Source organism: Mycobacterium sp. MOTT36Y (genome assembly GCF_000262165.1).
GTDB classification, from domain to species: Bacteria; Actinomycetota; Actinomycetes; order Mycobacteriales; family Mycobacteriaceae; genus Mycobacterium; species Mycobacterium intracellulare.
In genome coordinates this window covers 1,968,420-1,993,651 of record NC_017904.1, presented here as the reverse complement: position 1 = coordinate 1,993,651, position 25,232 = coordinate 1,968,420, and the positions used below count along the sequence as shown (strand labels likewise).

22 protein-coding genes are annotated in these 25,232 nt (G+C 66.8%); 17 read left to right on the top strand and 5 right to left on the bottom strand.

Annotated features, from left to right (window positions below; all coding sequences use genetic code 11):
* Positions 1-4: 4 nt before the first annotated feature.
* A complete protein-coding gene (locus W7S_RS09310) occupies positions 5-1,663 on the bottom strand; it encodes an NAD-dependent malic enzyme (RefSeq protein WP_041297819.1) in 1,659 nt (552 codons plus the stop codon).
* A gap of 906 nt (positions 1,664-2,569) precedes the next feature.
* Between W7S_RS09310 and W7S_RS09305 the strand changes: the two genes are divergently transcribed.
* The 10 genes from W7S_RS09305 to W7S_RS09265 all read left to right on the top strand — a co-directional run bounded on the left by W7S_RS09305 (position 2,570) and on the right by W7S_RS09265 (position 15,280).
* Entirely contained in the window at positions 2,570-3,961 is a 1,392-nt protein-coding gene (locus W7S_RS09305) for a condensation domain-containing protein (protein ID WP_014711353.1), read from the top strand.
* A gap of 33 nt (positions 3,962-3,994) precedes the next feature.
* On the top strand, positions 3,995-5,641 hold the full coding sequence (locus W7S_RS09300; RefSeq protein WP_014711352.1) for an ABC transporter permease: 1,647 nt from the start codon (positions 3,995-3,997) through the stop codon (positions 5,639-5,641).
* The gene (locus tag W7S_RS09295) at positions 5,641-6,987 is read left to right on the top strand and encodes a wax ester/triacylglycerol synthase domain-containing protein (RefSeq protein ID WP_014711351.1); all 1,347 of its coding nucleotides are present in this window, start codon (positions 5,641-5,643) and stop codon (positions 6,985-6,987) included. Before W7S_RS09300 ends, W7S_RS09295 begins: the two co-directional genes overlap by 1 nt.
* On the top strand, positions 6,984-8,234 hold the full coding sequence (locus tag W7S_RS09290; protein ID WP_014711350.1) for a hypothetical protein: 1,251 nt from the start codon (positions 6,984-6,986) through the stop codon (positions 8,232-8,234). The genes W7S_RS09295 and W7S_RS09290 overlap by 4 nt, the downstream gene beginning before the upstream one ends.
* Positions 8,235-8,430: 196 nt before the next feature.
* Positions 8,431-8,760, top strand: a complete 330-nt coding sequence (locus W7S_RS26025) for a hypothetical protein (protein WP_074021617.1) — start codon at positions 8,431-8,433, stop codon at positions 8,758-8,760.
* Between the two features lie 355 nt (positions 8,761-9,115).
* Entirely contained in the window at positions 9,116-10,507 is a 1,392-nt protein-coding gene (locus tag W7S_RS09285; RefSeq protein ID WP_036428736.1) for a PPE family protein, read from the top strand.
* Between the two features lie 437 nt (positions 10,508-10,944).
* Entirely contained in the window at positions 10,945-11,430 is a 486-nt protein-coding gene (locus W7S_RS09280; RefSeq protein WP_008255526.1) for a hemerythrin domain-containing protein, read from the top strand.
* Between the two features lie 129 nt (positions 11,431-11,559).
* Entirely contained in the window at positions 11,560-13,884 is a 2,325-nt protein-coding gene (locus tag W7S_RS09275; protein WP_020822180.1) for a nitric-oxide reductase large subunit, read from the top strand.
* A gap of 2 nt (positions 13,885-13,886) precedes the next feature.
* Positions 13,887-14,513, top strand: a complete 627-nt coding sequence (locus W7S_RS09270; RefSeq protein ID WP_008255516.1) for a hypothetical protein — start codon at positions 13,887-13,889, stop codon at positions 14,511-14,513.
* Positions 14,510-15,280 carry a slipin family protein gene (locus W7S_RS09265; protein ID WP_008255514.1) on the top strand — a complete coding sequence of 257 codons (771 nt, stop codon included), beginning with the start codon at positions 14,510-14,512 and terminating at the stop codon, positions 15,278-15,280. Before W7S_RS09270 ends, W7S_RS09265 begins: the two co-directional genes overlap by 4 nt.
* A 34-nt stretch (positions 15,281-15,314) precedes the next feature.
* Here the strand turns inward: W7S_RS09265 and W7S_RS09260 are convergent, their stop codons facing one another.
* Positions 15,315-16,412 (bottom strand): 3-keto-5-aminohexanoate cleavage protein, encoded by a 1,098-nt coding sequence (locus tag W7S_RS09260; protein WP_008255513.1) that lies wholly within the window; start codon positions 16,410-16,412, stop codon positions 15,315-15,317.
* 330 nt (positions 16,413-16,742) lie between these two features.
* Here W7S_RS09260 and W7S_RS09255 point away from each other — a divergent pair, with 330 nt between their 5' ends.
* The 4 genes from W7S_RS09255 (at position 16,743) to W7S_RS09240 (ending at position 21,033) form a co-directional block, all read left to right on the top strand.
* Complete coding sequence (locus W7S_RS09255) at positions 16,743-18,266, top strand: CdaR family transcriptional regulator (RefSeq protein ID WP_008255510.1); 1,524 nt, start codon at positions 16,743-16,745, stop codon at positions 18,264-18,266.
* Between the two features lie 180 nt (positions 18,267-18,446).
* Positions 18,447-19,067 carry a membrane protein gene (locus W7S_RS09250; protein WP_008255508.1) on the top strand — a complete coding sequence of 207 codons (621 nt, stop codon included), beginning with the start codon at positions 18,447-18,449 and terminating at the stop codon, positions 19,065-19,067.
* A gap of 135 nt (positions 19,068-19,202) precedes the next feature.
* The gene (locus tag W7S_RS09245) at positions 19,203-20,480 is read left to right on the top strand and encodes an FAD-binding oxidoreductase (RefSeq protein ID WP_014711348.1); all 1,278 of its coding nucleotides are present in this window, start codon (positions 19,203-19,205) and stop codon (positions 20,478-20,480) included.
* Between the two features lie 85 nt (positions 20,481-20,565).
* The gene (locus W7S_RS09240; protein WP_008255502.1) at positions 20,566-21,033 is read left to right on the top strand and encodes a GreA/GreB family elongation factor; all 468 of its coding nucleotides are present in this window, start codon (positions 20,566-20,568) and stop codon (positions 21,031-21,033) included.
* A 205-nt stretch (positions 21,034-21,238) separates the two neighbouring features.
* On the opposite strand, the gene fdxA is transcribed toward W7S_RS09240, so the two are convergent.
* On the bottom strand, positions 21,239-21,592 hold the full coding sequence (gene fdxA / locus W7S_RS09235) for a ferredoxin (protein ID WP_008255500.1): 354 nt from the start codon (positions 21,590-21,592) through the stop codon (positions 21,239-21,241).
* A gap of 52 nt (positions 21,593-21,644) precedes the next feature.
* Here fdxA and W7S_RS09230 point away from each other — a divergent pair, with 52 nt between their 5' ends.
* A complete protein-coding gene (locus tag W7S_RS09230; protein ID WP_008255499.1) occupies positions 21,645-22,052 on the top strand; it encodes a cupin domain-containing protein in 408 nt (135 codons plus the stop codon).
* 116 nt (positions 22,053-22,168) lie between these two features.
* Entirely contained in the window at positions 22,169-22,915 is a 747-nt protein-coding gene (locus W7S_RS09225; protein ID WP_008255497.1) for a succinate dehydrogenase/fumarate reductase iron-sulfur subunit, read from the top strand.
* Between the two features lie 15 nt (positions 22,916-22,930).
* Here W7S_RS09225 and W7S_RS09220 read toward each other — a convergent pair whose 3' ends face one another.
* Entirely contained in the window at positions 22,931-23,368 is a 438-nt protein-coding gene (locus W7S_RS09220) for a group III truncated hemoglobin (RefSeq protein WP_008255495.1), read from the bottom strand.
* Complete coding sequence (locus tag W7S_RS09215; RefSeq protein WP_008255493.1) at positions 23,361-24,095, bottom strand: metalloregulator ArsR/SmtB family transcription factor; 735 nt, start codon at positions 24,093-24,095, stop codon at positions 23,361-23,363. Before W7S_RS09215 ends, W7S_RS09220 begins: the two co-directional genes overlap by 8 nt.
* Before the next feature lie 130 nt (positions 24,096-24,225).
* On the opposite strand from W7S_RS09215, the gene W7S_RS09210 reads away from it, so the two are divergent.
* Positions 24,226-25,206, top strand: a complete 981-nt coding sequence (locus W7S_RS09210; protein ID WP_008255490.1) for a nitroreductase family protein — start codon at positions 24,226-24,228, stop codon at positions 25,204-25,206.
* The last annotated feature ends 26 nt before the right edge of the window (positions 25,207-25,232 follow it).

Genomic DNA, 25,232 nt, shown 5'->3' with positions numbered 1-25,232 from the left:
GTGTTCACTGACTCGCGGCGGTGGGATATTCCGGGCGCCAACGCACCTCGGCGATACGGTCGGCGAGCTCCGCGTCGCTGCGCGTCGGGGCGACGCCGTCCACCACGGCCTGCATGGCGACCGCGTGCGCGATGCGGACGGCGACATCGGGCACGTCCGACCACGCGGGCAGCAACGGCCGGTCGGGGTCCGTGAGGGCGGGCGACGCCTCGCCCAACGTCTCCGCGGCGACGCGCATCATCTCGTCGGTGACCCGGGTCGCCTGGGCCGCCGTGACGGCCAAACCCATCGCGGGGAAAATATAGACGTTATTGCATTGGGCGACAGGGCGTTCCAGCCCGTCGCGGCGCAGCGGCGCGAAGGGCGATCCGGTGGCGATCAGGGCGCGCCCGTCGGTCCACCGATCCAACTCCGCCGGGTGCGCCTCGGCCCGGCTCGTCGGGTTGGACAGCGGGAAGATGATAGGTCGGTCGGTCTTGCCCGCGAGTTCCCGCACGATCGCTTCGGTGAACGCGCCCGCGGCGGTGGACAAGCCGAGCAGCACGCCGACGTCGACACGGTGGACGACATCGGCGAGCCGGGCGCGCCCGGACACGCCCCAGCCCGCCACCCGCGCGGCCGGCTGAGCAAACCCGCGCTGCGCGGCGGACAGATCGGTGCGGTCATCGGTGAGCAGCCCTTCCACGTCGACGACCCAGATGCGCTCCGAGGCAGCGCCTTCGGACAATCCCTCGTTCACCATTTGGCGGCGAATCATGTCGAGCACACCGATGCCGGCCGAGCCGGCGCCGAGCATGACAACCTGTTGCTGCGACAGGGGGCGTCCCGCGACCTTGGCGGCACCGTGCAGCGCCCCAAGGGTGACGGCGGCGGTCCCCTGGATGTCGTCATTGAAGGTAAGGAGTTCGTCGCGGTAGCGAGCGAGGATCGGCTGCGCATGTGTGGACGCGAAGTCCTCCCACTGCAGCAGCACATGGGGTAGCTGCCTGCGTACCGCGGCGACGAACTTGTCGATGAACGCGTAGTAATCGTCGTCGTCGACGCGTCGGTGCCGCCATCCCAGGTACCGAGGGTCATCAAGCAGCTCGCTGTTGTCGGTTCCCACATCGAGCACGATCGGCAGTGTGCGAGCGGGGTCGATGCCGCCAATGAGGGTGTAGAGGGACAGCTTTCCGATCGGGATGCCCATGCCGCCGATGCCCTGATCGCCCAGGCCGAGGATCCGCTGCCCGTCGGTCACCACGATCACGTCGACCTCGCGCTGGGGCCGATTGTTGAGCACCTCGTCCAGGCAGTCCCCCTCGGCGTAGGACACGAACAATCCCCGCGGCCGGCGGTAGATCTCGCTGAAACGCTGGCAGGCCTCCCCCACCGTGGGCGTGTAGACGATCGGCAGAGCCTCGGGGATGTGGTCGAGCAAAACCCGGTAGAACAACGTCTCGTTGCGGTCCTGCAACTCCCGCAGATAGATGTGTTTGTCGAGATCGTCGCGGCGCGTGGAGAATTCGTGCCAGCAGTGCTCGGCCTGTTGCTCGAGGGTCTTGACGGTCGTCGGCAGCAGACCCATCAGGCCCAATCGCCGTCGCTCGTCCTCGGTGAAGGCGGTGCCCTTGGTGGTCAGGGCATCGAACAACCTGGCCGGCCCCCGGAGCTCATCGGGCATCGTCAACGTCCCTTCTGTACGAATCTCGCGGGAGGGGAACGAGGGAGTGTCCGAACCATCATCGATGATCCCCGGCTGTTTGTCTGCGCGTAACCCGGCGTCAAAGCCGTCAAAGTGTCAGTGCGCTGCCAAAACGACCTGGGCCTGGGCTCGTCGAATGCCTTGAGGGGCATAGGGGAACGATGCGTTCTCAGATGTGAGGAAGCCCGCGGCGCCCCCTATTGACCGGATTCCCGGTTGGCCGCAGTTTGCTGCCGGAGTCGGGAATCGGCCCGAATCCCATGCGAGGCTTCGCATCAACGGGAGCATGTGATGCAGCGCCGGGGAACTTATGCGGATCGTGTGATTGTTTGCCCGACTCACCGGTGCAAGAAAGGTTTTGCTGACACTATTCCAATACGGCCATACATCACGATATGGTAACCGAAGCGCCGTTTCGGCAGGCCCAGCATCGTCTCGGGTGGCCATGCCGAGACAGCGCCGCTCTGTGGGTGGGAATCGACAGATTGGGTCATCGCGTCGAGAGAAATGCTTGTTCGGCCAACGGTTCTGTGTTAACCGCGCGATTTAATTGGGCTCCCTGTCTTTGACTACCTCACACGGGCACACCATGGGTTGTCAGAAGTTCCTGAGAGATTGCTCGGGCCCGAGAGGGGAATTCTATGATTGCGCCGCGGGTGCGCCGGCGAGTCATGACTTTGCGCCGCTTGACAACATGCGGGCCGCCAACTCACATCACGGTGAACTTAATCCCTCGCGCGCATTGGTCGACGCATCCGGCGGTGCGGCGATCGGGAGGCCCGCGTAACGGGGCTCCTCGGGTCCTCAACTTGTTCAGCAACTCATGCGCTGTGCCATTAAGGTCATCCGAACTGGCGTCACCAGCTGACGGACGAAAGGTAGCGCATGTTCTTGGGAACGGTTGAGGACTGGACGGCCGAGGGCACCGTCGTATCCTGGTACCCCACCGCGACCACCTACCGGCGTGTTGCCGAAGCGCAATACCATCCGGCGCCGGTGAGTTATCAGCAGTCGCAGCATCTTCGATACTACCGACGCCAGGTCAGCCGGGGTCGTGATATCCCACGGTTGTGCATTGGGGCCTGGGAAATCAGCGGTGTCTGTGATATCGATGCGATGACCTACGCCGTGAATGCGCACCTGCGGCGGCACGACACCTACCACGACCGGTTCGCCTTCGGTGACGACGACGAGGTCCTTCGCTACGTCATTGCCGAGCCGGAGGTCATCACTTTGGCGCCAACGGATCTCGGAAAGATGGGACCACCGCAGATCCGCAAACTCCTGCTCGACACGCCCGATCCCCTGCAATGGGACTGCTTCACCTTCGGCGTCATCCAGGGTGATGACCGGTTCACGGTCCTGATCGCCGTCGACCACCTGCGTGCCGACGGTATGTCGGCCGGGGTGATCTTCCTCGACATCCAGACGATGTATTTCAGCGCGTTGCAGCAGGCACAGTGTCCGCTGGCACCCGCCGCCAGCCATCGCGAATACAGCGCGAATCAGCATGCGTACACCAGGGGCCTGACCGAAGAATCACCCGAGATCCGTTCGTGGCGAGCCTTTCTCGCGGCGAACAACGGGGCGCTGCCGAAATTTCCGCTGGAACTTGGCGAGGCGGCCGCCGATACCCCAGGGGCCATCGACGTGTTCGACCTGATCGATGACGACCAGGGACGGCGGTTCGAAGCGGCGTGCCGCGCCGCGGGCGCGCGTTTCAGCGGTGGCGTGTTCGCCTGCGCCGCCCTGACCGAGCACCGGTTGACGGGCGCCGCAACGTATTTCGGCCTCACCCCGTTCGACAACCGGCGGGATCCCGCCCACGCCACCGCGGTCGGATGGTTGGCCAGTTTTGTCCCGTTGGCAATTCCGACCGCCGGCGCTTCGTTCGACGAGGTCGTCAGCGCCGCCCAGGCATCGTTCGATGCAAACACGGCCCTGGGTGCCGTGCCGTACTACCACTTGCTCGAGTCGCCGGACGGATCGTCGGGCCCCATCGAGGTTCCGGACCGTCCGGTCCCGATGCTGTCGTACATCGATATTCGCAAGTTGCCGTTCGGCGACTACTTCGACGGTCTGCGTGCCGGGGTGTGGGGCGATAACAGGCTGTCGGAGACGGTGTGCATGTGGGTCAATCGCATGCACGACAAAACGCAGCTGGTGGTCGCTTACCCCGGCACTGACGTCGCGCGTAGGTCGGTCTCCCGCTACGTCGAGACGTTGCGCGCCGAGTTCACCCGGGTGGCCGACGCCGGGCTGAACACCGATGCGTGACGCGGAATTGTCTCCGCCGACCGAGGTCTCGGCATGAGTGCCTTGGCGGCACTCACCTTGCGCACACTTTCCGGCTCCCGGCGCGATGCCGACCTGCTGTTCGCGGCGCTGGCGCCCGTGGGTTGCTTCCTGGGATTCACCTTGGTGTTGGGCAGCCTGATCCATCCCGGCTCGATGACCTATCCGCAATATGTCCTGCCGGTGGTCATCGTGCAGGCGATGCTGTTCGGGGCGATGACGACCGCCGACCGTGCCGCACGAGACCGGCTCTCCGGCTTCGGGTCTCGTCTCAAGACTTTGCCGGTTCCCGCGGCGGTGCCGCTGGCCGCGCGGATGCTCTATTGCTTGATACGCTCGGTCGTCGCGCTCGTCGCCGCTGTCGCCGTCGGGTGGTCGCTCGGCTTCCGGATGGCCGGCGGTCCGGGCGACACGGGCCTGTTCGTGATCATCGTCGTGGCGTTCGCGATGGCGGTGTGCCTCGGCGCCGACGCCCTCGGCTCGCGGGTCGGCTCCGTCGAATCGTCGAGCCAATTGCTGCTGCTGCCCCAGCTGGTGCTGGTCCTGTTGTCCACGGGTATCGCTCCCGCGGAGTCGTTTCCGGCCTGGCTGGGCCCGTTCGTCCGTCACCAGCCGGTCTCCCGGGTCACCGACACGTTGCGCGGACTGGCCGCCGGTCACGCAACGGGTAGGGACCTGGCGGTGGCATCGGCGTGGTGCCTGGGGCTGCTGGCGTTGTTCGGCGTTTTGGCGGTGCGGATGCAGCGACGCGTCGGCGGCGGACGCCCCCGGGCGCCCCGCACGGTCCGGATCCCGTCTCAGGGCGCTCGGCAGGCGCGGGATGCGTCCGCGCGGCCGTCGCGGGGAGCAGTGGCTACCCATGCGACGCAACGGGTTTCGTATGCGCCGTCACTGACGGCCTTCGTCAGTCACAGCGCTTCGGAGGCCGGCCGGCTCCTGCGCCGCTGGCGGCGCGACCCGATCGTCGCGGTGCAGGCCCTGTTGTTCCCGGCCTTCCTCCTCATCGTCTACAAATTGCTGATCGGCAAAGCCGTTCTGGCCGTCACGGGACACGACAGCCTGTACGGGCTGGTTCCCATGTGTGCGGTGGTGGGCGCCGTGTTCGGAACCCTTGGCGCCGGTTTGGCTTTGCCGGCGGAACGAGAGTCGGGCGTACTGACGAGGTTGTGGGTGCAGCCGGTGCATCGGGCCAGCACGGTGGCGGGCCGGCTGGTCGCCGAGGCCGCCCGCACCACCGCGTCCGCCGTTGTGCTTACCATCTTCGGTGTCGCCCTGGGGCTGCGATTCAGCTACGGCTGGATCGCGGCGCTGGCCTTTGTGCTGGTACCCGTGGCGATTTCGGCCGGGATGGCGACGTTGGTGATCGCGATCGCCGCCCGCGCGGACGGCAAAGCCATGGTGACCTGGCTGGGTGCGGGATGCGTGCTGCTGCTGTTCCTCAACACCGGTGTCGCGCCCGCCGGGGTCTTTCCGGGCTGGCTGCAACCGGTGGTCCGTTTTTCGCCCATATCACCGACGATCGAGGCGATGCGCGCGCTCGCAGAGGGCGGGCCGGTGCTCTCGCCGCTGTGGCAGGCCGCCCTGTGGGCCGGCGTCCTGGTCGCGGTGTTCGCGCCGGTGGCGGTGCGCGGATATCGCGCCGCGGCCGAGGCGGGGTGCTAGTGACGAGGCTGGCACTGTTGGACCAGGCCGCGTTTCTGCGGCTGCGCGCCACCGGTCAAGGCAGCACGGTGCAATGCACATGGGTCTATGACCGCGCCGTCGATATCGACGAATTGCGGTCCTTCAGAGACAGTCTCGGTGCCGGTCTGCTCGGGCGCCGGATCGAGCGTTCGCCGCTGCCGTTCGGGCGCCACCGCTGGGTGGCCGACAGCCGCTCACCGGACATCGCGTGCGAACCGCCGCGCCCCCGGAGCGAGATCGGCGCGTGGATCGAAAGACGCGCGCGGGTGCGCGTCGACCCCGAGCACGGCCCGACATTTCACCTCGGCGTGCTGCCGTTGGACGACGGTGGGGCGGCGGTCACCCTGGTGGCGTCACACTGCGTAGTCGACGGCCTCGCGATGGCAGCGGCCATCACCGAAGCGGTCAAGGGAGAACCGCGCAATCGCGGCTACCCACAGCCGAATTCGCGTGGCCGGTGGCGCGCGATTCGTGAGGACCTGTCCCACGCCGTTCTCAGCCTGCCGGCGGCCGTCCGGGCGCTGATCGCGACGCTGGCGATACTGATCAAGGCCGCGGCGGATCGACAGGCGCAGCCGCAAACGCGCGCACCTCGGGCGTCCGGCCCAATGGGCCAGCGCCAGAACGGATTCGGGTCGGTGACGATTCAAACCGACGCCGCGGCATGGGAGGCACGTGCGCGCAGCCTCGGCGGGAGCAGCAACACGCTGTGCGTCGCGTTCGCCGCTCGCCTGGCGCACCGGATGGGCAGGGTGCTCCCCGGCGAAAACTCCGTGACGGTGGTGCTTCCGGTCAGCGATCGCACCGCCGATGACGACCGCGCCAACGCGCTGACCTCGATCACGCTCACCGTCGACGCCCACACCGTGGCCGGCGACTTGAGCGGCGTGCGTGCGGATGTCAAAGAGCTGTTGGCGTCTTTGGTTCGCCAACCCAACGAGATGCTCGCCGGATTGCCACTCATTCCGTTCACGCCACGATGGCTGGTGCGTCGCGCCGAGGGCATCGCCATGTCGGCCGGCCAGCTGCCGGTGGGCTGCTCCAACCTCGGCAGCCTCGATGCCGCCGTCGGCCGCATCGACGGTGCGGACGCCACCGAGTTCTCGATGCGGCTGGCCGAGCAGGGCATCACCCGGTCGCGCATCGAGCAAACACACGGCCAATTGTTCTGCGGCACAGGAACGGTCAACGGCAGCCGATTTCTCACCATCGTCGGCTACCACAGCGGCGCCCACCCCATCACCGCGGCCACGAGCGAGCTCGCGTGCGACGCGCTGGCCGACCTGCGTTTGTCCGCCACCACGGTCTATGGGGACGGGTCGTGACGGTGGACCTCGCCCTCGAGGCCGATCAACGCGCGCGTCGCCTTCACGTGGGTGTCGCCGTCGCGATCGCGGCGTGGGCGGCGGCCGTGCTGTGGTTCGCGATCAAGGTCGTTCCCCTCGACGTGTACTGGATGTCGTATTACACGGCCGACTACACGCATGGCTTCGTCCGCCGCGGGCTCGCCGGTGAACTGGTCCGGTTGGCCCCGAACCACTACTTCGCGGCCACGCTCGGTCTGCGGTGGCTGTCCACGCTGGTCTATTTGGGCGGGCTGGCAACGGTCGCCGGTGTGGTGGTCTCGGGTCGCCATCGGTCTGAACGCAGACTGATGGTCGCGGCGGTTTTGCCGCTGTTGCCATTCGGTGTCCCGTTCGCGGCGTTCTCGGCTCGGCCGGACCTGTTCGGTGGGGCGGCCCTCGCGGCGTTCAGCTCGGCGTTGGCGCTCACACGATCCCGGCCCGTCGCGACTGTATGGTGCGCCGCCTACGGCGCCGTCATCGCCGCCTTGACGCTGGTGCACGAGGCGATAGGGCTGCAGTTCGCGTTGGGGGCATTCCTGGCAATCATCGTCCTCGGCGGGGCCCTGGAAACCACCTGGCGCCGTGGCATGCTCCTGGCCGTGCTGCCGGGAGTCCTCACCACGGCTGCCGTGGCGGCGTTCGGTCGCCACGACATCGCCCCTCAACTGTGCGCGGCGGTGCCACATCACCCGGTGCCCAACCCCTTTGCCACGGTCACATCGCCTGCGACGCTGATGCACTACGTGCTTGCGGGACAACCGAATCAAACCGATTACCACGACTGGGTGTGCCGCAATGTGATGCCCAACTACGCCAACGGAATCGCGGACGCCATCCGAACCGTCGGCCACATCGGCGCGCTCGGCCTCACCGTCTCACTGTTCTTCGGCGCCGGTGCCGCCGCGGTGACGGTGTGGGGTCTCAGCGCCCTTTCGGGCGTCCCGCTGCGCGCGTTCGTCGACGCCTTGCGCGGGCGAACTCCCTGGGTGATCACCGGTCTGCTGCTGGTCATCCCGGTCTTTCTGACCGGCTTCGACTGGACCCGTTGGCTGACGATCGTAGCGCTCGACGTCGCGATCGTCTTCCTCCTTTTCGCGGCGCGCAGGCCCGAGATCGATCGGCGACCCACACCAAAGACGGTGCGGCTGTTCATCCTTCTCGTCATCGCGCTGGCGCTGATCCCGGTGGGCGCGGTTCCGGGTTTCGGCGGACCGCGGATGGTCTGACGGGGGCGCCCGATCGGGGTTTTGCTGGACGTGACGCGTTGCCTGTCGATGTATCGCGGCTGGTAGAGTGCATGGCACTGTGAATTTCGGAGTTGGACTGCTTTCACGGTGGCCGCGACGGCAACCCGCGTTGGCCATCGTTGCTGCGCTGGCACTCGTTGCAGCTGTACTCGGTTGCGGGGCTTTGCGAGCCGAAATGGCCGCCAACGCCTCGCCGCCGGAGGCGGCCGCCTCGTCGGCCAGCCCGCTTTCCAACCCCATGCACTCCGACCACGAGTCGGTTCCGGTACGTCGCCTCGGCGTCGGATCCACGGTGAACGACGACAAGGCGTTCAAGAGCGTCGCGTTAAAGCGTGATCGTGGAAGCACTTTCGCTCTTTCGACGCCTCGGCAATCCGGATCGTCGGCCCCACCCACCCTCGGCATAATTTGGTCCCAGCAGCGCGTCGATACGCCGGCACGCGCGCCGGCGTCCAGTCCCGCCGGGCACAATATTTTGATTCAGTTCTGCGTCGCCCGTTGCTGATCGGGCGCGTCACCTCGCCGGCGCGCAATACCCACCCGCGGCGGATCAGACGCTAGCCGCGATCAGCTCCGGTGCCCCCGGCATCTGCTGATCGGTCGTCGTCTGGGCCGTTCAGCAGACGTGTTGTGGCCATCACACACACCCCGGTGCTGCCGGGAAACAGGTGTGCCAATTCGCGCAATAGCGAGGTCAATCCAACGAACCCGGGTATGCGGGCTCACCAGGTCGCGTCGCGTGATGCGTTGGGGACTCGGGCTTTTCATCACCACATCGATTGCGTGACCGGATGTCGCGTGCGACCGCCGCGGCGTCAGCACGGTCCGCCCAGAGAACTGACAAGGGGACAGAGATAGGCATGGATTTTGGCGCGTTACCACCGGAGATCAACTCTGGTCGGATGTATTTGGGGCCCGGTCCCGCAAGTTTGCTGGCCGCCGCGGCGGGATGGGAGACGCTGGCGGCCGAGCTGACTGATGCCGCCGGCAGCTACCAAGCCGTGATCGCCGGCCTCACCGACGAGTCCTGGTCGGGGCCGGCATCGATGTCGATGGTGGCCGCGGTCATGCCCTACATCGCGTGGATGACGGCGACCGCCGAGCAATGCCAGCAGGCCGCCGGCCAGGCCACGGCCGCCGCGGCGGCCTTCGAAACCGCGTACGCGATGACGGTCCCCCCTCCGCTGGTCGCGGCCAATCGGATTCGGCTGCTGGCCCTGATCCAAACGAACATCTTTGGGCAGAACACGCCGGCGATCATGGCGACCGAAGCCGAGTACAGCGAAATGTGGGCGCAAGACGCGACCGCGATGTACGGCTACGCCGCCAGTTCGGCGTCGGCCTCGGCGCTTTCGCCCGTGGCGTCGCCGCCGCCCCAAACGGCGACTTCGACCGCCGTCGCCGGCCACATCGGCGCCGTCACCCACGCGGCGCTGCAATCCGGCAGCACCGCCCACGCGACGGCGACGCAGTGGGCCTCCTCTGTGCCGCAAACCCTGCAAGGCCTTTCGACACCCGGCTCGTCCTCAAGCACGGGGCTGTCGCAGGCGGCGATGGGCACGGGCGCTTCGCTGGGATCGTCGGGGGCCACCGCCCCGCTCAGCGCGCTGTCGGGTCTGACCAACGCCTCCGGCAAGGGCGCGACGAAGAGCGCGAGCACGGGCGCGGGCGCCGCGACGGGACTGGCCTCCACACTCGCCGCCGCGCCGGCGCTCGACGGCGGTACGGGCGCGCTGGCGGGAGAGGCGGCGGGTTTCGGCGCCGACGGCGCCGGCCTGATCGCCGACACCGGAGGAATCGGCATAGACCTCTACGGGCTCGATTTGGATTACCAGGGGCTCGGTTTGGACTACCAGGGGTTGGCACTGGACTACGCGGGCGCCGGTTCCATTTTGGGGGCCGAGGGCGCCGGCGGCGTGGAGGGCATCAGCGGTATGGGCGCCGCCGCGGGTCTGGGCAATCTCCCGCCGGTCGCGGGATTGGGTCACAGCGTTGCGGCGGGCGTGGGCCAAGCCAGCTCGCTGAGCACGTTGTCCGTGCCCCCGAGTTGGGCCGCCACCGTTTCGTCGGTCACGCCCCTGCAGGCCCTCCACTCCAGCGCCATGCCGGGCGGATGGGCCGCGGCGCCGTCCCCCGGCCCGACCGTGTCCAAGCTGCCGCTGGGCGGCATGGTCGGTCGCGAGTCCGAGGGTGCGGTTCAGCGCGTCGGTTTGCGTGTCTCGCTCATCCCGCATTCGCCAGTGGCCGGATGATGCAGCGCCCCCGTCCGCAGCCCGTCCCGGGAAGCGCAAGCTCGTCGAATCCGAAGGAAATCGCAATGGACACACCCACACCACACCGGTCTGCGCACCGGCCGCCGAACCGAAAACCTTTGGCGCTCCTGACAAACCTGTGCGCCGCGGTCATCGTGGCGCTCGGGGCATCGACGCCGATACACGCCGGCGCCGACCCGGATCCGGGTGACGACGGCCCCAATCCCTTTGGCGGCCTCAGCTGCAGCTGCGCACAGACCAGCCCTGCCGGCGCCCCCGCCCAGCGGCAGCAGCTCATCGGGGGCTTACAGCAGGGACTCGCTGTCGGGCAACGGGAGCCGAACCTTGCCTCGTCGCCGGCAAAGCCACCGGCTTGACCTGCCGCCTTCTAGGAACTGGCCTGCCCCGATCTGCACATTGACGTAGAGGAGCACGTGATGCCCGACCGGGTGCTATCCGCCGAACTCATGCGGCAACACCGCGAAATAGCTGCTGCCATAGAACTTTTCGTCGGAAAGCTCGACGGCGGCGACCGCCAACCCGAGCTGCTGAGGGCGACGATGGATGCGCTGCGCCGGCACATCTACCTGGAGGAGACCTTCCTGTTCCCGCCGATCCGCAAGGCGGGGATCATGATGCCCGTCTTCGTGATGATGCGTGAACACGGCGAGCTATGGCGGACGATGGAAGCCCTGACGCGACTGCTCGCCGACCGGACAGGCGGTCCACTGCTCGACGCCACCTGCAACCAGCTGCTGGACCAACTGCACGGGCACAACTTCAAAGAGGAGCCGGTGGTGTATCTGCACGCCGACTACGATTTGCCGGCGCCGACGAGCGCGCAGCTCACCCGGTTCGTCGTCACGGGCCGCATACCCGATGGATGGGTTTGCCAGCAGGCGGGCACGAAACGCGGTCGCTAGCCGGCTAACCGGGGTCATGCGCCCCGCATTCGGGCGTGATGCAGCTCATAGTGAATTTCTACAATCGCCATTGTGTAATTACCCGGACACGTTTCCCTCCCTCACTCAGCCCGAGGAGCGCACCGGCACATGGCAATCCGATCAGCACCGTCACGACCTTCCACACCGGCACCCGCCGCGTCGTTGATCGGCAAGGGCTGGGCTCAGGGCGTGGCGCTGGTGATGATCTTCGGGTTCTTGGTGATGGGAATCTTGGTGTACCGGACCTACACCGCCTCAATGCCGTTGCCGGCCAACGTTGTTAGTGAGTCGGGCAAGGTGCTGTTCACCGGCGCCCAGATCACCCGCGGCCAAGAGCTCTATCAGGCGCGCGGCCTGATGCAGTACGGGTCGGTGCTGGGACATGGCGCTTACCTCGGTCCCGACTACACCGCGGAATATCTGCGCATGTCGACCAACGATGTGGCCGCGCAATGGCGGGCACAGGGGGCTGCTGACGCGAAGGAACGGGTGGTGGCCGAGTTTCGCACCAACCGCTACGACGCCGACACCAAGACGTTGGTGTTCACCGATAAGCAGGCGGCCGCCTTCGACCATCTCCAACAGCATTACGCGGATTACTTCGGCGAGAACTCCACCAAGTACGGGTTGCTGCCGCGCATGATCACCAGCACGGCCGACATCCATGACCTCACCGCGTTTTTCGCGTGGACGGCGTGGGCGTCCGCGGCCGAGCGTCCGGGTCACAGTTACAGCTACACCAACAACTGGCCGGCCGAGCCGCGGGTCGACAATGGGCCCACCGCATCGATCGTGGTGTGGTCGGTGTTGTCGCTGGTCACGTTGCTGGGCGGGACCGGCATCATGTTCGCCGTGTACGGGCGGTGGAGCCAGAAGATCGGGTGGCACAGCGCGGAGGCATCCACGTTGTCGTTCCGCCAGCCCGGCGATGTGGGACTGACCGCCTCGCAGCGCGCCGCGATCTGGATCTTCGCGATCGTCTCGGTGCTGTTCTTGGCGCAGACCCTGATGGGTGGCGCCGTCGAGCACTACCGCGCCGACCTGTCGGCGTTCTACGGGCTGGATCTGGCCAAGCTGTTGCCCTTCAACCTCGCCCGCACCTGGCACGTGCAGTTGTCGCTGTTTTGGACGGCGGCCGCGTTTCTGGCGGGGGGAATCTTCCTGGTGCCCTTCATCAGCCGTCGGGAACCGCGACGACAGAGTTGGCTGGTGTACGGGCTGCTGGGCGCGCTCGTCTTGGTGGTGGGCGGCTCATTGATCTGCGAGGCCCTCTCAATCTACGGGGTGATTCCCGCGGGTGGCTTGTTCTCCCAGCAGTGGGAATTCCTCGACCTGCCGCGGCTGTGGCAGATCCTGCTGACGGTCGGCCTGTTCCTGTGGATCGCGATCATCTGGCGCGGCATCCGCGGCAAGCTCAAGGGCGAGTCGAAGATGAACCTGCCGTGGATGTTCTTCTTCACCGGGCTGGCGATCCCGGCCTTCTACGCCGTGGGCCTGTTGGCGGGCCACGACACCCACTACTCGGTGGCCGACTTCTGGCGGTTCTGGGTGGTCCACCTGTGGGTGGAGGACTTCCTCGAGCTGTTCACCACCGTGATGGTGGCCTACATCTTCGTCCTGCTCGGGGTGGTGCGCGAGCGGATCGCGCTCGGAGTGATCTTCCTCGACATCATCCTGTACTCCGCCGGCGGTGTGATCGGGACGATGCACCACCTGTATTTCTCCGGCACGCCCGTGGAACACATGGCGCTGGGCGCGTTCTTCTCCGCCGCCGAAGTGATCCCGCTGACCTTCCTGACCGTCGAGGCCTGGGCGTTCCTGCAGCTGGGATCTCGCCAACAAAGCCACGAAACACCGTTCCCGCATCGCTGGGCGGTCATGTTCCTGGTGGCGGTTGGATTCTGGAACTTCTTGGGCGCGGGCATCTTCGGGTTCCTGATCAACCTGCCCATCGTGTCCTACTACCAGATCGGCACCGCCCTGACCGCCAACCACGCCCATGGAGCGATGATGGGTGTGTACGGCATGCTCGCCGTCGGGCTGGCCATGTTCGCCTTCCGTTACGCGATCCCGGCCGACAAGTGGCCGGAGAAGTGGGCGCGGCTGTCCTTCTGGTGCATGAACATCGGGCTGGCCTGGATGGTGTTCGCCACCTTGCTGCCGCTGGGGGTGTTGCAGCTGTACCACTCCGTGAGCACGGGGTATTTCGAGGCGCGGTCGCTGGGCTACCTCACCCGTCCCGGCAACTCGCTGATCGAATGGCTGCGGCTGCCTGGCGATTTCGTCTTCATTCTCGGCGGTGTCTTGCCGTTCGTCTGGATCGCGTGGACCGCGATATGCAACGTCCGACGCGCGCCGACCAGCGACGAGCTGCACGAACATCCGCTCTACACCGAACTCGACCCGACTCCGGCTGCATCCCAGAAGGGTTGACGATGACATCCCCCACCGCCGCGGCATGGCTGGTTGCCGGGTACGCACTGGCACTGGTGGCCACCGCCTGGGGTGTCGACGCGATGGCACGGCGCGTGTCGCAGCGCGCCGCGCAGTGGCGTAGCGGCCAATTCCGTTACCACGCCGACCATGACGCGTGGGTGTGCCCGGAGGACCACTGGCTGTGGCCGAGTTCCTTCGATCCGAAGCACCGGGTGATGCGTTACCGGGCCAAGCCCAGCGTGTGCAACAGCTGCCCGGTCAAATCGACCTGTACGACTTCGGAGCACGGGCGCGAGATCAGCCGCGAGATCGACCCCTGGCCGCATTCCGAAGCCGGACGCTTTCACCGCGGCATCGCTTGCTGCGTAGCGGCTTTGGGGGTGGTGATGCCGCTGGTGATGCTTGCCAGGCTGCACTCCCCCGCCGACCTGCTGGTACTGATCGGCGTCATAGCCATCGCGCTGGCGGCGGGGACGCCGCTGGCGGGCCATTTGTGGCGTACCCCGTCCAACGCTCCCGGGCACGTGGCGCACCGCTCCGCGCTGGAAGACCAGGCGGCTCTCGCGGTCGACCGCTATTCGACCCGCTGGGGCGCGGGCCGACCGGAGAAGGACGCGGCGACGTGAGCGCGCTGTTGTGGGTGGCCGGGGTGACAATCGCGGTGCTGGTGGTCGTGCTGACATTTCTTTCGCTTGCGGTGGTGCGCGAGTATGAGCGTGGCGTGGTGTTCCGGATGGGCCATGCCCGCCCGTTGTACGGGCCGGGCCCACGGTGGTTGATTCCGCTGGTGGACAAGATGATTCGGGTCGATCAGCGGGTGGTGACATTGACCATCCCGCCGCAGGAGGTGATCACCCGCGACAACGTGCCCGCCCGGGTCAATGCGGTGGTGATGTTTCAGGTTGTCGACCCCCTCAAAGCGATTCTCGCCGTGGAGAACTACGCGGTGGCCACCTCACAGATCGCGCAAACCACCCTGCGCTCGCTGCTGGGCCGCGCGGACCTCGACACCCTGCTGGCGCAACGCGAGGACCTCAACAACGATCTTCGGACCATCATCGAGGCGCAGACCCGGCCCTGGGGGATCGAGGTCCGGGTCGTGGAAATCAAGGACGTCGAGATCCCCGAATCCATGCAGCGGGCGATGGCCCGGGAGGCCGAAGCCGAGCGTGAACGCCGCGCCAAGGTCATCAACGCCCGCGGCGAACTACAGGCGTCCGACGAGCTGAGCCAGGCCGCCGAGACCCTGTCGAAGAATCCGGCCTCGCTTCAACTCCGGTACCTGCAAACACTTTTGGAGTTGGGCGCCGATCAGAATTCGACCGTGGTTTTCCCACTGCCCGTCGACATACTCACGCCTTTCCTGCAGCGCTCGGTGACATCCCCGCCGTGATCCTCGCTGGGCATCGTCCGGCCGCGAGGCGATGTCACACTTCGACGCGGATCGCCCGTTCCGGGCAGCTCGCCGCGCCCTCGAGGGCCTTCTCCAGCAGGCTGGGGTCGACGTGGGGCTTCACGACGACACAGTATCCCTCGGCATCGGGTTGGTAGATCTCTGGCGCGTGCGAGTAGCAGACGCCCCATCCCATACACCGGTTCCGGTTGACGACGACCCTTACCAACTCGCTTTCGTCCACCTCGGCCGCGGCGAAGCGGGCGCGTACGTCATCCTGCGTGGCGGGCGTGAGTTCCCGTTTGGTCACGAGGTTGACCGCGCGATCCACCAGCTGGGCGTTGGTGGTGGTCCGCGATATCGTCGGGCAATCCCCGATGCCCACCCGGATGCCGAGCCCGCGGTTGAGCGCATGTTCCCAAAGCTCTTGGCGCCGTTCGGCGGAGCTCATCGCATACGGAACGACAACGATCTCGTGGTCGATCCACTTCGGGATGCGCGAGACCAGGTAATCGAGGACATCGGGGTCGGGATCGTTATAGGAAACCCAGCGATCGGAAAAGAACAACTTGATGTTCAGCGGTTGCCGCAAGATCCCGATGCGGCCCGCCAGTATCACCCAGCGCAAGTCGACGTCGTTGAACACACCGATGCTGGGCACCAGGCCCAGCTTGGTGAACCGGTCGAGTTCGGGCGGGTAAGACGGCTGCGAACCGTTCGAGTCGTCGGAACCGACCGTCTTGAACTGGTTTTCGTCCTCCTGCCACAGCACACGCTTGACATGTTGGGCGGGGTCGAACGGCGCGAGCAGCAGTCCCGCACCGGCGGGTGGGTGCTCGGCCAGCGCCCAGATGTGGTCGAGGCTACCGGCGTAGCCCGGGTAGGCCAACGGGTCAACGTCGCGGGCCGCGGCAGCCAAGATGGTGCGGGAGACCTCGTCGTCGGCCCACGCCTGCCGGCCGTCGTCGTAGCGGGCATGGAATTGGACGGCGGTGGCTCCGCGCTGAATGCACTCGACCACGTCGCGCGCCGTCTCTTCGGCGCCGTAGGGCACATTCGGGTTTTCATCCTTGCTGACGTCTTCGTTGACCCCGACTTCGAGGTACACCTTGCCGTCGTCGCGAAAACTCATTGCGCCGCTGCCCTTTCTTCGCAGATGCCCATCGCCGGCCGGTGGCTGATCGCGGCCCGCGCGGCACATGCCCGCCCTATGTTTTTACAAATGAAATTGTGAAAAGTCTAGACGTCGTCGGGCGCGTTGACCAGAACGGACCGCATCGGACGACTGGCGCGGCGTGATGGCTTGCCTCACTGCGGCTGACCGCCTAGGGCGGTCCGGCCGAAACCCGCGGTAGACCGCTGCGAATTCCGACTCCGCAGCCACAATCGGCTTACCGCTCGCGATCCGGGGCACAATACAAGGCACCTACCTCTCGTTTCTGCACACCGTTGGAGCTGGCGCATGATCACACTGGACCGCCTGGTGAACGTCCTGGGTGGGTATGGCGTCCGGTTGCGTTGGTCGTCGGTGCCCCGCTCGACCGAGCTGCGCAGCGTGGTCGTCCACGAGCCGCCCACCGAACGGCCGGTCGTCGGCGACGTTTTGCTGGCCATCGGCGCCGGCTCCCACGACGAGGCGGTGCGCTGGGCGGCGTCGGCGCGCGCGATCGTGGTGGTGCTGAGCGACCGTGACGCGCCGGTGACCTTTGACAGCGACACCGGTGTCGGCGCGGTGATGGTCATCGACGAGGCGGTGTCATGGAGCGCGGTCGCGGCGGTGGTCTACGGCCTGGTGCTGGAAGGTCGCGAGACGGAATCCGGGCGCGGCCCAACCGATCTGTTCGCGCTGGCCGATAGTTTGGCAGACGCGATCGGTAGCGCCGTCGTCATCCACGACCGTCTGTTGCGGGTGTTGGCGTACTCGAGGCTGCAGCAACATGCAGACCCGGCACGGGTCGAGACGATCCTTGGACGGCAGACGCCGGAACCACTGCGCGCGCTGTTCGAGGCGCGTGGGGTGCTGGCTCACCTGGCGGTCTCCGACGAGCCGCTGTTTATCGCCGAGGCCCCTGACCAGGGTCTGACCGGACGCATGGTGGTTGCGGTGCGATCCGGCGCGGAACTGATCGGGTCGGTGTGGGTGGCATGCCCGGCGCCGCTGGACGACGCGGCGCGCGGGGCCCTGGCCGATGGCGCGCACACCGTGGCCCTGCACCTGCTGCGGTCACGCGCGAGCGCCGACCTGGAGCGCCAGGTCGAGTCCGAGCTGGTGATCCGATTGCTGGAGGGCGCGACCGACGCGTCCACGGTGGCGAGCAGGTTGGGCCTGGCGCACAACGGTTTGCGCGTGATCGCGGTGCAGGCGTTCGTCGGGACCGACCGCGATGCGGCGTTGCTGTTGGCGTTCGAGCGCGCCACCACGGGGTTCGGCTGGTCACGGCCGGGGCGCAGCGCGTTGGCGGGCAATATCGTCTACACGGTGCTCCCCGGCGAGGACGCGGCGACGGCGCGGCGCTGGGTGATGACTTTGCACGCGGCCCTGCCCGAGCGGGTGACGGTGATCGCCGGGATCAGCGGTGTGGCCGAGCTGGCGGACCTCGCCGCCGCCCGCCAGGAGGCCGACGAATGCCTGGCATTGCACGAGATGTCGCCGACCGCCGCGCCGCCGGCCTACGACGAGTCGTGGGACGACATCCTGCTGCAGCGGCTGCGAGCCGCGGCACGCTCAGGGCGCGCCCCGACCCGCGGACCGGTGGCCGAACTGCGCCGCCACGATCAGGCCAACGGCACGGACTACGTGCTCACGCTGCGAGCGTGGCTACAGGCCCAGGGCGACCCGACCGAGGCCGGCGAACGCCTGGGAGTGCATGAGAACACCGTCCGTTACCGGCTGCGCAAAATGGCCGAGCTCACCAACCTGTCGTTGGACGACGCCAGAAAGCGGCTGGCGATGATGATCGAGCTCGCGGCAACCGACACCGACTGACCGACGGGGCTGTCGGGATCCGACAAAGCGCCGCGGCCCGGTTGTCTTGGCTCGGCAAACCCTGTGGCGATCATGCCCGCCATCATGAGGTTGTCACTCGTGGCCGGTTTCAGTGGCGGCGTGTTTCCGGCTGCCGTGTGCGATCAAAGCCCGCGCCGACCCGTCGATAGGAAACACCCGATGAGCACCCACCGTCCCGATCATCTTCGGCCCGCAGGCGACCCGGACGATGGCGCCGCCATGGAGAGCTTCACAGTGCCGTTGCCGCGGGGACTGTCTTCGCGGTTGTTCGGGCACAACCCGCTGATACGCGCCAGCGACCGGGTGGAGGCGCTGGTGTTGGTCTTGGCCGTCGCGATCTCGCTGCTGGGGGTTCCCATCGGGGCTGCCGTGGGCACCGCCGTCCACGAGTCCAGCAGCCGCGTTCACGCCGAGCAGGCTCGCCGGCAGGTGACCGCGACGTCCATCGGCGACAGCCACTCGCGCAGGGATCTCGAAAGCCCAACGGTGACGGTGCCTGCACGATGGTCGGTCGACGGGATCGAGCACACCGGCGACGTTTCCGCGCCGTTGAACGTGAAGTCCGGTGACGCGTTTGAGATTTGGGTCGATGGCAAGGGCGCCCCGGTGCGCCCAGCGGCGCGGACCGCTGTCGACGCGGGGGTGGCGTTCGCCGTGGCGACCTGGTCCACCATGAGTTTGTTGGCGGCGGGCTTGTTCGGCGTCGTCCGTGTGGCCCTCGACCGGTCGCGCTACGCCCGATGGCAACGGGACTTCGACAACCTGGTTGGGCATCGATGAGGTAACGGCAACAACGGCGTTGTCGGTTCGGCACAACGGCCCAGTCCCGCATTGTCGGATTCCGGCAACCACCGCGGCACCCGTCCACACCACCATGGACTTCACCAGTCAGAAGATCAGTTGCGGAGGTGCGCGATGGGTGGCGTCGAATCTATTGACGGCGGGCCCAGATCCGTGATCGTCGTGGGCGCCGGCGTCGCCGGGTTGTCCACGGCGTGGTTCCTCCAGGAACGTGGTGTCGACGTCACGGTGGTCGACCGCGCGGGCGTTGCAGCGGGCGCGTCATGGGGCAATGCGGGATGGATCGCCCCGGCACTGACTTTTCCGCTCCAGCCCGCCGGCGTGCTGCGCGACGAATGGCAGGCCGTTCGCGAGCCGGCCGTGCCGCCGCAGCTGCCGTCAACCCTCGGCGCGCACCTGGGGGCCATTTTCATGCAGCTGTCCCCGCCTCATCGGCGTGCGTCGTCGCAGCGGGCCCTGCGCGCCGGCGTGGCGCTCAACGAGGACTGCATCGAAGCCTTCGACGTGCTGATCGCCAACGGGGTCGACGCACCGGTCACCGACGCGCCGATCACCGCGCTGTTTCGCAGCACCAAAGAGGCGCAGCGCATGCTGGAATCGCTGCAGCAGCTCGAAAACGCCGGACAGCCAATGTATGTCACCGCGCTCTCCGGCGCGGCGCTGCGCGAGCAAGTGCCCCTGGCCTCCCCGGAAGTCACCGCGGGGCTGAACATCAATGGACAGCGGTTCGTCGACCCGCGACGGTTCGTCGAAGCCCTGGGCCGCTCGGTGATGGCCCGCGGGGCGGCGATGCACAGGCTGGAAGTCGACGACGTCCACGGCTGGAATCACGGGGCCGTGGTGCACCCGCGCCGCGGCGACCCGCTGACCGCCGATGCCGCGGTCATCGCCACCGGTGATCGGTTGTCGCGGCTGGCCGGCCGCTGGCTGCGCGTCCCCGTCCAGGCCCAGAGCGGCTACTCGTTCACCGTGCCGGTGGACCGCCCGATACTGGCGCCGATCTACCTGCCGGACATTCGCGTCGCGTGCACGCCCTACAAAGGGGCGCTGCGTGTTTCAGGAGCCTTGGAATTCCGTCGCCGCCACCAGCCGCACCCACGCGAGCGGGTGGAGGCCATCGCCACCGACGCCAGTTCCCTGCTGGACGGGGTGGATTGGGCCGCGCGCAGCAATGTGTGGGTCGGTGCCTGCACGGTCACCCCCGACGGCCGGCCACTGATCGGTGAGCTGGCGCGTGGCGTCTACGTGGCCGGCGGGCACGGCATGTGGGGTTTGGCACATGGACCGGTGACCGGGCGGCTGCTCGCCGAACAGATCACCACCGGCAAGCAGCCCCAGGCTCTCGCCGAATTCGACCCGCGGCACCGGACCCTGCGTCACGCCACCCGTTAACCCCGGAAAGCAAGCCTTCCGCCAATCCTCGCCCGCGAGCACGTTCTCGGGCGCGCTCCAACGCTGTCAGAAGAAGGGAAAAGATATGACCAGCACTCAACCCGCATGGATTTCACCGCAGGCCTACGAGCGGCTTCAGCGGGAATTGGCGACGCTGCGGGAGTTGTGTGACACCAACGCCGTCGGTAGCGCCAATGACGAGAATTCGATCGCCGTCCAGCGTGCGTGGCAGGTGCGCATCCGACGGATCCATGAGTTGTTGGTCGATGCGGTCGTCGGTGAGGACCCGCCCGATGACGGGATCGCCGAGCCCGGCATGGTTTTGACCATCCGCTACGACGACACCGGCGAGGTCGAAACGTTCCTGTTCAGCGTGCGCGGCGCCGAATACGGTGGCATGGAGGTCTATTCGATCCGATCACCGCTGGGCGCCGCCATCGCCGGTGCGCGCCCCGGCGAGCAGCGCACCTACACACTGCCCAGCGGTGTCGCGCTCAGCGTCACCCTCCTGAAGGCCGTCCCCTACGGCGTTCACCTCGCGGGCCTCAGCTGACGGCGATCCCATGATTTTCGATGTGATCGACCCGTTGGCGACGATGTTTCTTCTGGTCGCGGGGATCTTCCTGTTGATGGCCGTCGCGTATGGGCGAATGTGAGGGCGAGACGGGGATTCGCGTCACGAGGCAACGAGCAGCAGCACGCCCGCGGTGCTCACCCCGAGATTCCCCGTGGCCCCTCGCGCGGCATGACGACCGCGCTCACGCTTGCTCGGGTTCCTGCTTGGGCAGGCTGGCCACCAGCGGTGTGTCGACGCCGAGCGGGCCGATCTTGGCGGCCCCGCCCGGCGACCCCAGAGGCTCGTCACGGCCTTCCAGCGTCTCGGAAAAGAACGCCGCATTGTCCGCCTGATACGGCTGCAACTCCTCGGGCAGGTCATCCTCATAGTAGATCGCCTCGACGGGGCAAACGGGTTCGCACGCCCCGCAATCCACGCACTCGTCGGGATGAATGTACAGCGCCCGGCCACCCTCGTAGATGCAGTCGACCGGGCACTCCTCGACGCAGGCCCGGTCCATCACGTCCACGCATGGCTTCCCTATCACATATGCCATGCCGTAGAGTTTACACAAGTGCGGTTGTATAAACCAGATGAAGTGGGCGCCGATGACCGAGAACGCGAAACCCCTGGCCGACAACGAACTCGGCGACGCGCGGCTGCCCAGGTCCGGCATGCGATCGACGGTCCTGGCCGCCGATGCCGGCTTGCCGACAGGCCGATTGCGCGAAGACGCCCGAGTGGCCAAGCGGTCCGGCATGCGCGAACAACACCTGGACTGGAACATTGTCACGCTGCCGCCCGACGGCGAAATCGACGCCCCCGGAACCGAAGTCGACGCCATGATCCACGTGCTGTCCGGCAGCGGCCGGCTCACCACCGCCAAGAACACGATCCAACTGGCGCCCGGCGCCGTGTTATGGCTCCCAGGTCGGGCGCGTCCGCAGTTCATCGCCGGCCCGGACGGACTTCGCTACCTGACGGTGAACCAGAAGTGGAAAATCCTGCCGCCGTAGTTGGAGGAAGCGATGGCAACAATCCTTGATTCAAGGAAGTTGTCGGCTCGCTGGCTATTTCCTGCGCGGCAGGGACCGATTGGATGCATAGCCTACTGACGGGACGGAGGCGTTTGATGACTTACAACGGGAATATTCGAGTGTGGCGCGGCGACGAGCACGGGGGCGAATTCCACGAGTTCTCCGTCGAAGTCAACGAGGGCGAGGTCGTGCTTGACATCATCCACCGGCTGCAGGCCACGCAAGTTCCCGACCTCGCAGTGCGCTGGAACTGCAAAGCGGGCAAATGTGGGTCGTGCTCCGCGGAGATCAACGGCTACCCGCGGTTGATGTGCATGACCCGCATGTCGAGCTTCACCGAGAACGAAGCCGTCACCGTCACCCCGATGCGAGCCTTCCCGGTAATTCGCGATCTCGTCACCGATGTCTCGTTCAACTATGAAAAGGCCAGAGAGATACCGTCTTTTGCACCGCCGAAGGATCTTGGTCCCGGCGAGTACCGGATGGCCCAGGTCGACATCCAGCGCTCGCAGGAGTTCCGCAAGTGCATCGAATGCTTCCTGTGCCAGAACGTCTGCCACGTGATCCGTGACCACGAGGACAACAAGCGAGCGTATGCGGGACCACGCATGTTCATTCGCCTCGCCGAACTGGAAATGCATCCCCTCGATACCGCCGATCGACGAGACCTCGCCCACGATCAGCAGGGACTGGGACTGTGCAACATCACCAAATGCTGCACCGAGGTCTGCCCGGAGAACATCAAGATCACCGACAACGCCATCATTCCCATGAAGGAACGCGTCGCCGGCCGCAGATACGACCGGGCGGCCTGGCTGGGGCGCAAATTCTTTCGCCGGTAGTGCGCCCCTCGGCGTTCAGCGCGGGACCAGGCTGTCGAGTTCCGGCGAGTCCGCGCCCGTCAGCCGTCGGTGCATCGCCCAGGCGATCCGGGCGCCCTGGATCTTCGCGCGCTCGGCGATGGGCCCCCGGAACATCTCATCGACGGTGTCGTTCCATACGGTCAGCCAGCGGACGAAATGGCTGTCGCCCAACGGGATTCGTTGATGGACGTGCCGGTGGGCGTGCAATGCGCTGCCGCGGTACAGTCCGGCGCGGAACAGCACCGTCTCCCAGAAGTTGGCCATCACCGGGATGTGCGACTCCAGGCCCTTGCTCCGCAACTCCGAGAAGGGTTCGGCGAGGGTGTCGTCGACCATCACCCGGCCATAAAACCGGCGCAACAGCGCCTCGATGTCCGCGCGGGCGACCAGATCTGCGTCCGCCTGGCCGACGGGAACACACAACTCAGTCATGCGCGATCACCGTCGCGAGGCACAATTCGGGTTCGACGAACGGCTCCAGCTCGACGTGCATCCCCGGAGTCGAACCGACCGGCTTCGTCGGGCCGGCCAGACCCTGCAGCAGGCCGCGATGCAACGCGCACGCCACCTCGGGGTGATCACGGGCCAGATCGCGGACCGGGCAGCTGTGCAGGCGGATCGTCCGCTGATAGTCGCGAGTCGATTTTTGTGCCGGAACCGGCTCGGGACCGAATCCCATCCTGTCGAATACCGTCGTGATCATCGCCGATCGCTCGTCAGCGGCCTTCTTCGGTGCCGCGTCGGATGGAACACGTTGTCCCGCAGCGTCTTCGTGCGGGACGTCGTCGGCGATCCGCTCGGCCCAGCGACGGCCGGCGGCTTCGGCGCGGCGCCGCCTCTTATCGGCGGTATCACCGAGTTCCAAGGCCAGGATCTCGGCCAGGATTCGATAATCCAGTCGCTCGCGCACCGCGCGGTAGCCGGTGCGGGGCCGGCCCACACCGGTCCTCGTGATCCGGGTCCGCTTGACCAGTCCCTCGGCGCACAACGCGTCGAGATGAAAACGCACCGTCGTCGTGTGCAGCGCAAGCCGCGCGGCGAGTTCGGCCGCATCGACCGGTTCGCCATGCTCGCGCACCAGTTCAAAAACTCGTTGGCGCTGCCGGTTCTGCGCCGCGCGGTGCGGCCGTCCGGCCTCGTCTCCGTGCTGCTCGCCCACCCCGTCCGTCCTCTCGTCCGGTTGCCTTCTGGCTATTTCGAGGATATTATTCATTAATAATAGCACCGCACTCCCCAGATGTCTCCGGTAGCGAACGACATTGGGGCAGCACAGAAACCGGAGGTGCGCCGTGTTGGACACCATGGTAGAGACCCAGGTCATCGAGAACGCGGTCCGGTTGGCCTGCCGCGCTCCGTCGCTGTACAACACCCAGCCCTGGCGGTGGGTGGCCGACGGCCCCCGGCTGGACCTGTTTCTCGATGTGGCCCGTGTCGTACACGCGGATCGATCGATGCGCGAGGCCCACATCGGCTGCGGCGGTGCGCTCGAACACCTTCGGGTGGCGGTGGCCGCCGCGGGCTGGAGCGCCGAGGTCGACCGGTTTACCGATCCGGACAATCCCGCGCACCTGGCCAGGGTGACCATCGCCCCCACGAACGCAGTGACGGACGAGCAGCGGCGGCGCGCCGACGCGATCCTGCGACGTCGAACCGATCGTCTGCCGTTCCTCGCGCCGGTGGACTGGGAATCGTTGGAGGCCGCGCTGCGCGGTCGACTCGGCGCCGGCGCGGTGCGATTGGATGTACTGCCGGAGGAGATGCGCCCACGGCTGGCCGAAGCTGCCGCGTTCACCGAGTCGCTGCGCCTCTATGACTCCTCGTACCATCTCGAACTCGACTGGTGGACAGGGCCGTTCGAGGCATCAGAGGGGATCCCCTATAGCTCGTTGATTTCGGCGGCCGAGTCAAAGCGGGTTGGCGTCAACCGCCACTTTCCCTTCACCCGCGATCTGGACAGGCGCGCCGGCGTGACGCGAGATTTCTCGAAGATCCTGATGCTGTCCACCGAAGATGACAGTCACGCCAACGCGCTGGCGTGCGGCGAGGTGCTCTCGAGCGTCCTTCTGGAATGCACGATGGCCGGTTTGGCCACCTGCCCCGTATCGCAACTGACCGAGCTATCGGTCAGCCGTGAACTACTCGCGGCACTGACGGGCCATACCGATCTCCCCCAGGTGTTGATCCGAGTGGGTGTCGCACCGGCACTCGACGCGGCACCACCACCCACGCCGCGGCGCGCGCTCGCCGATGTCTTGCGGCTGACGAGTTGAGTCTCGCCCCCGCGACCACTGCCCTT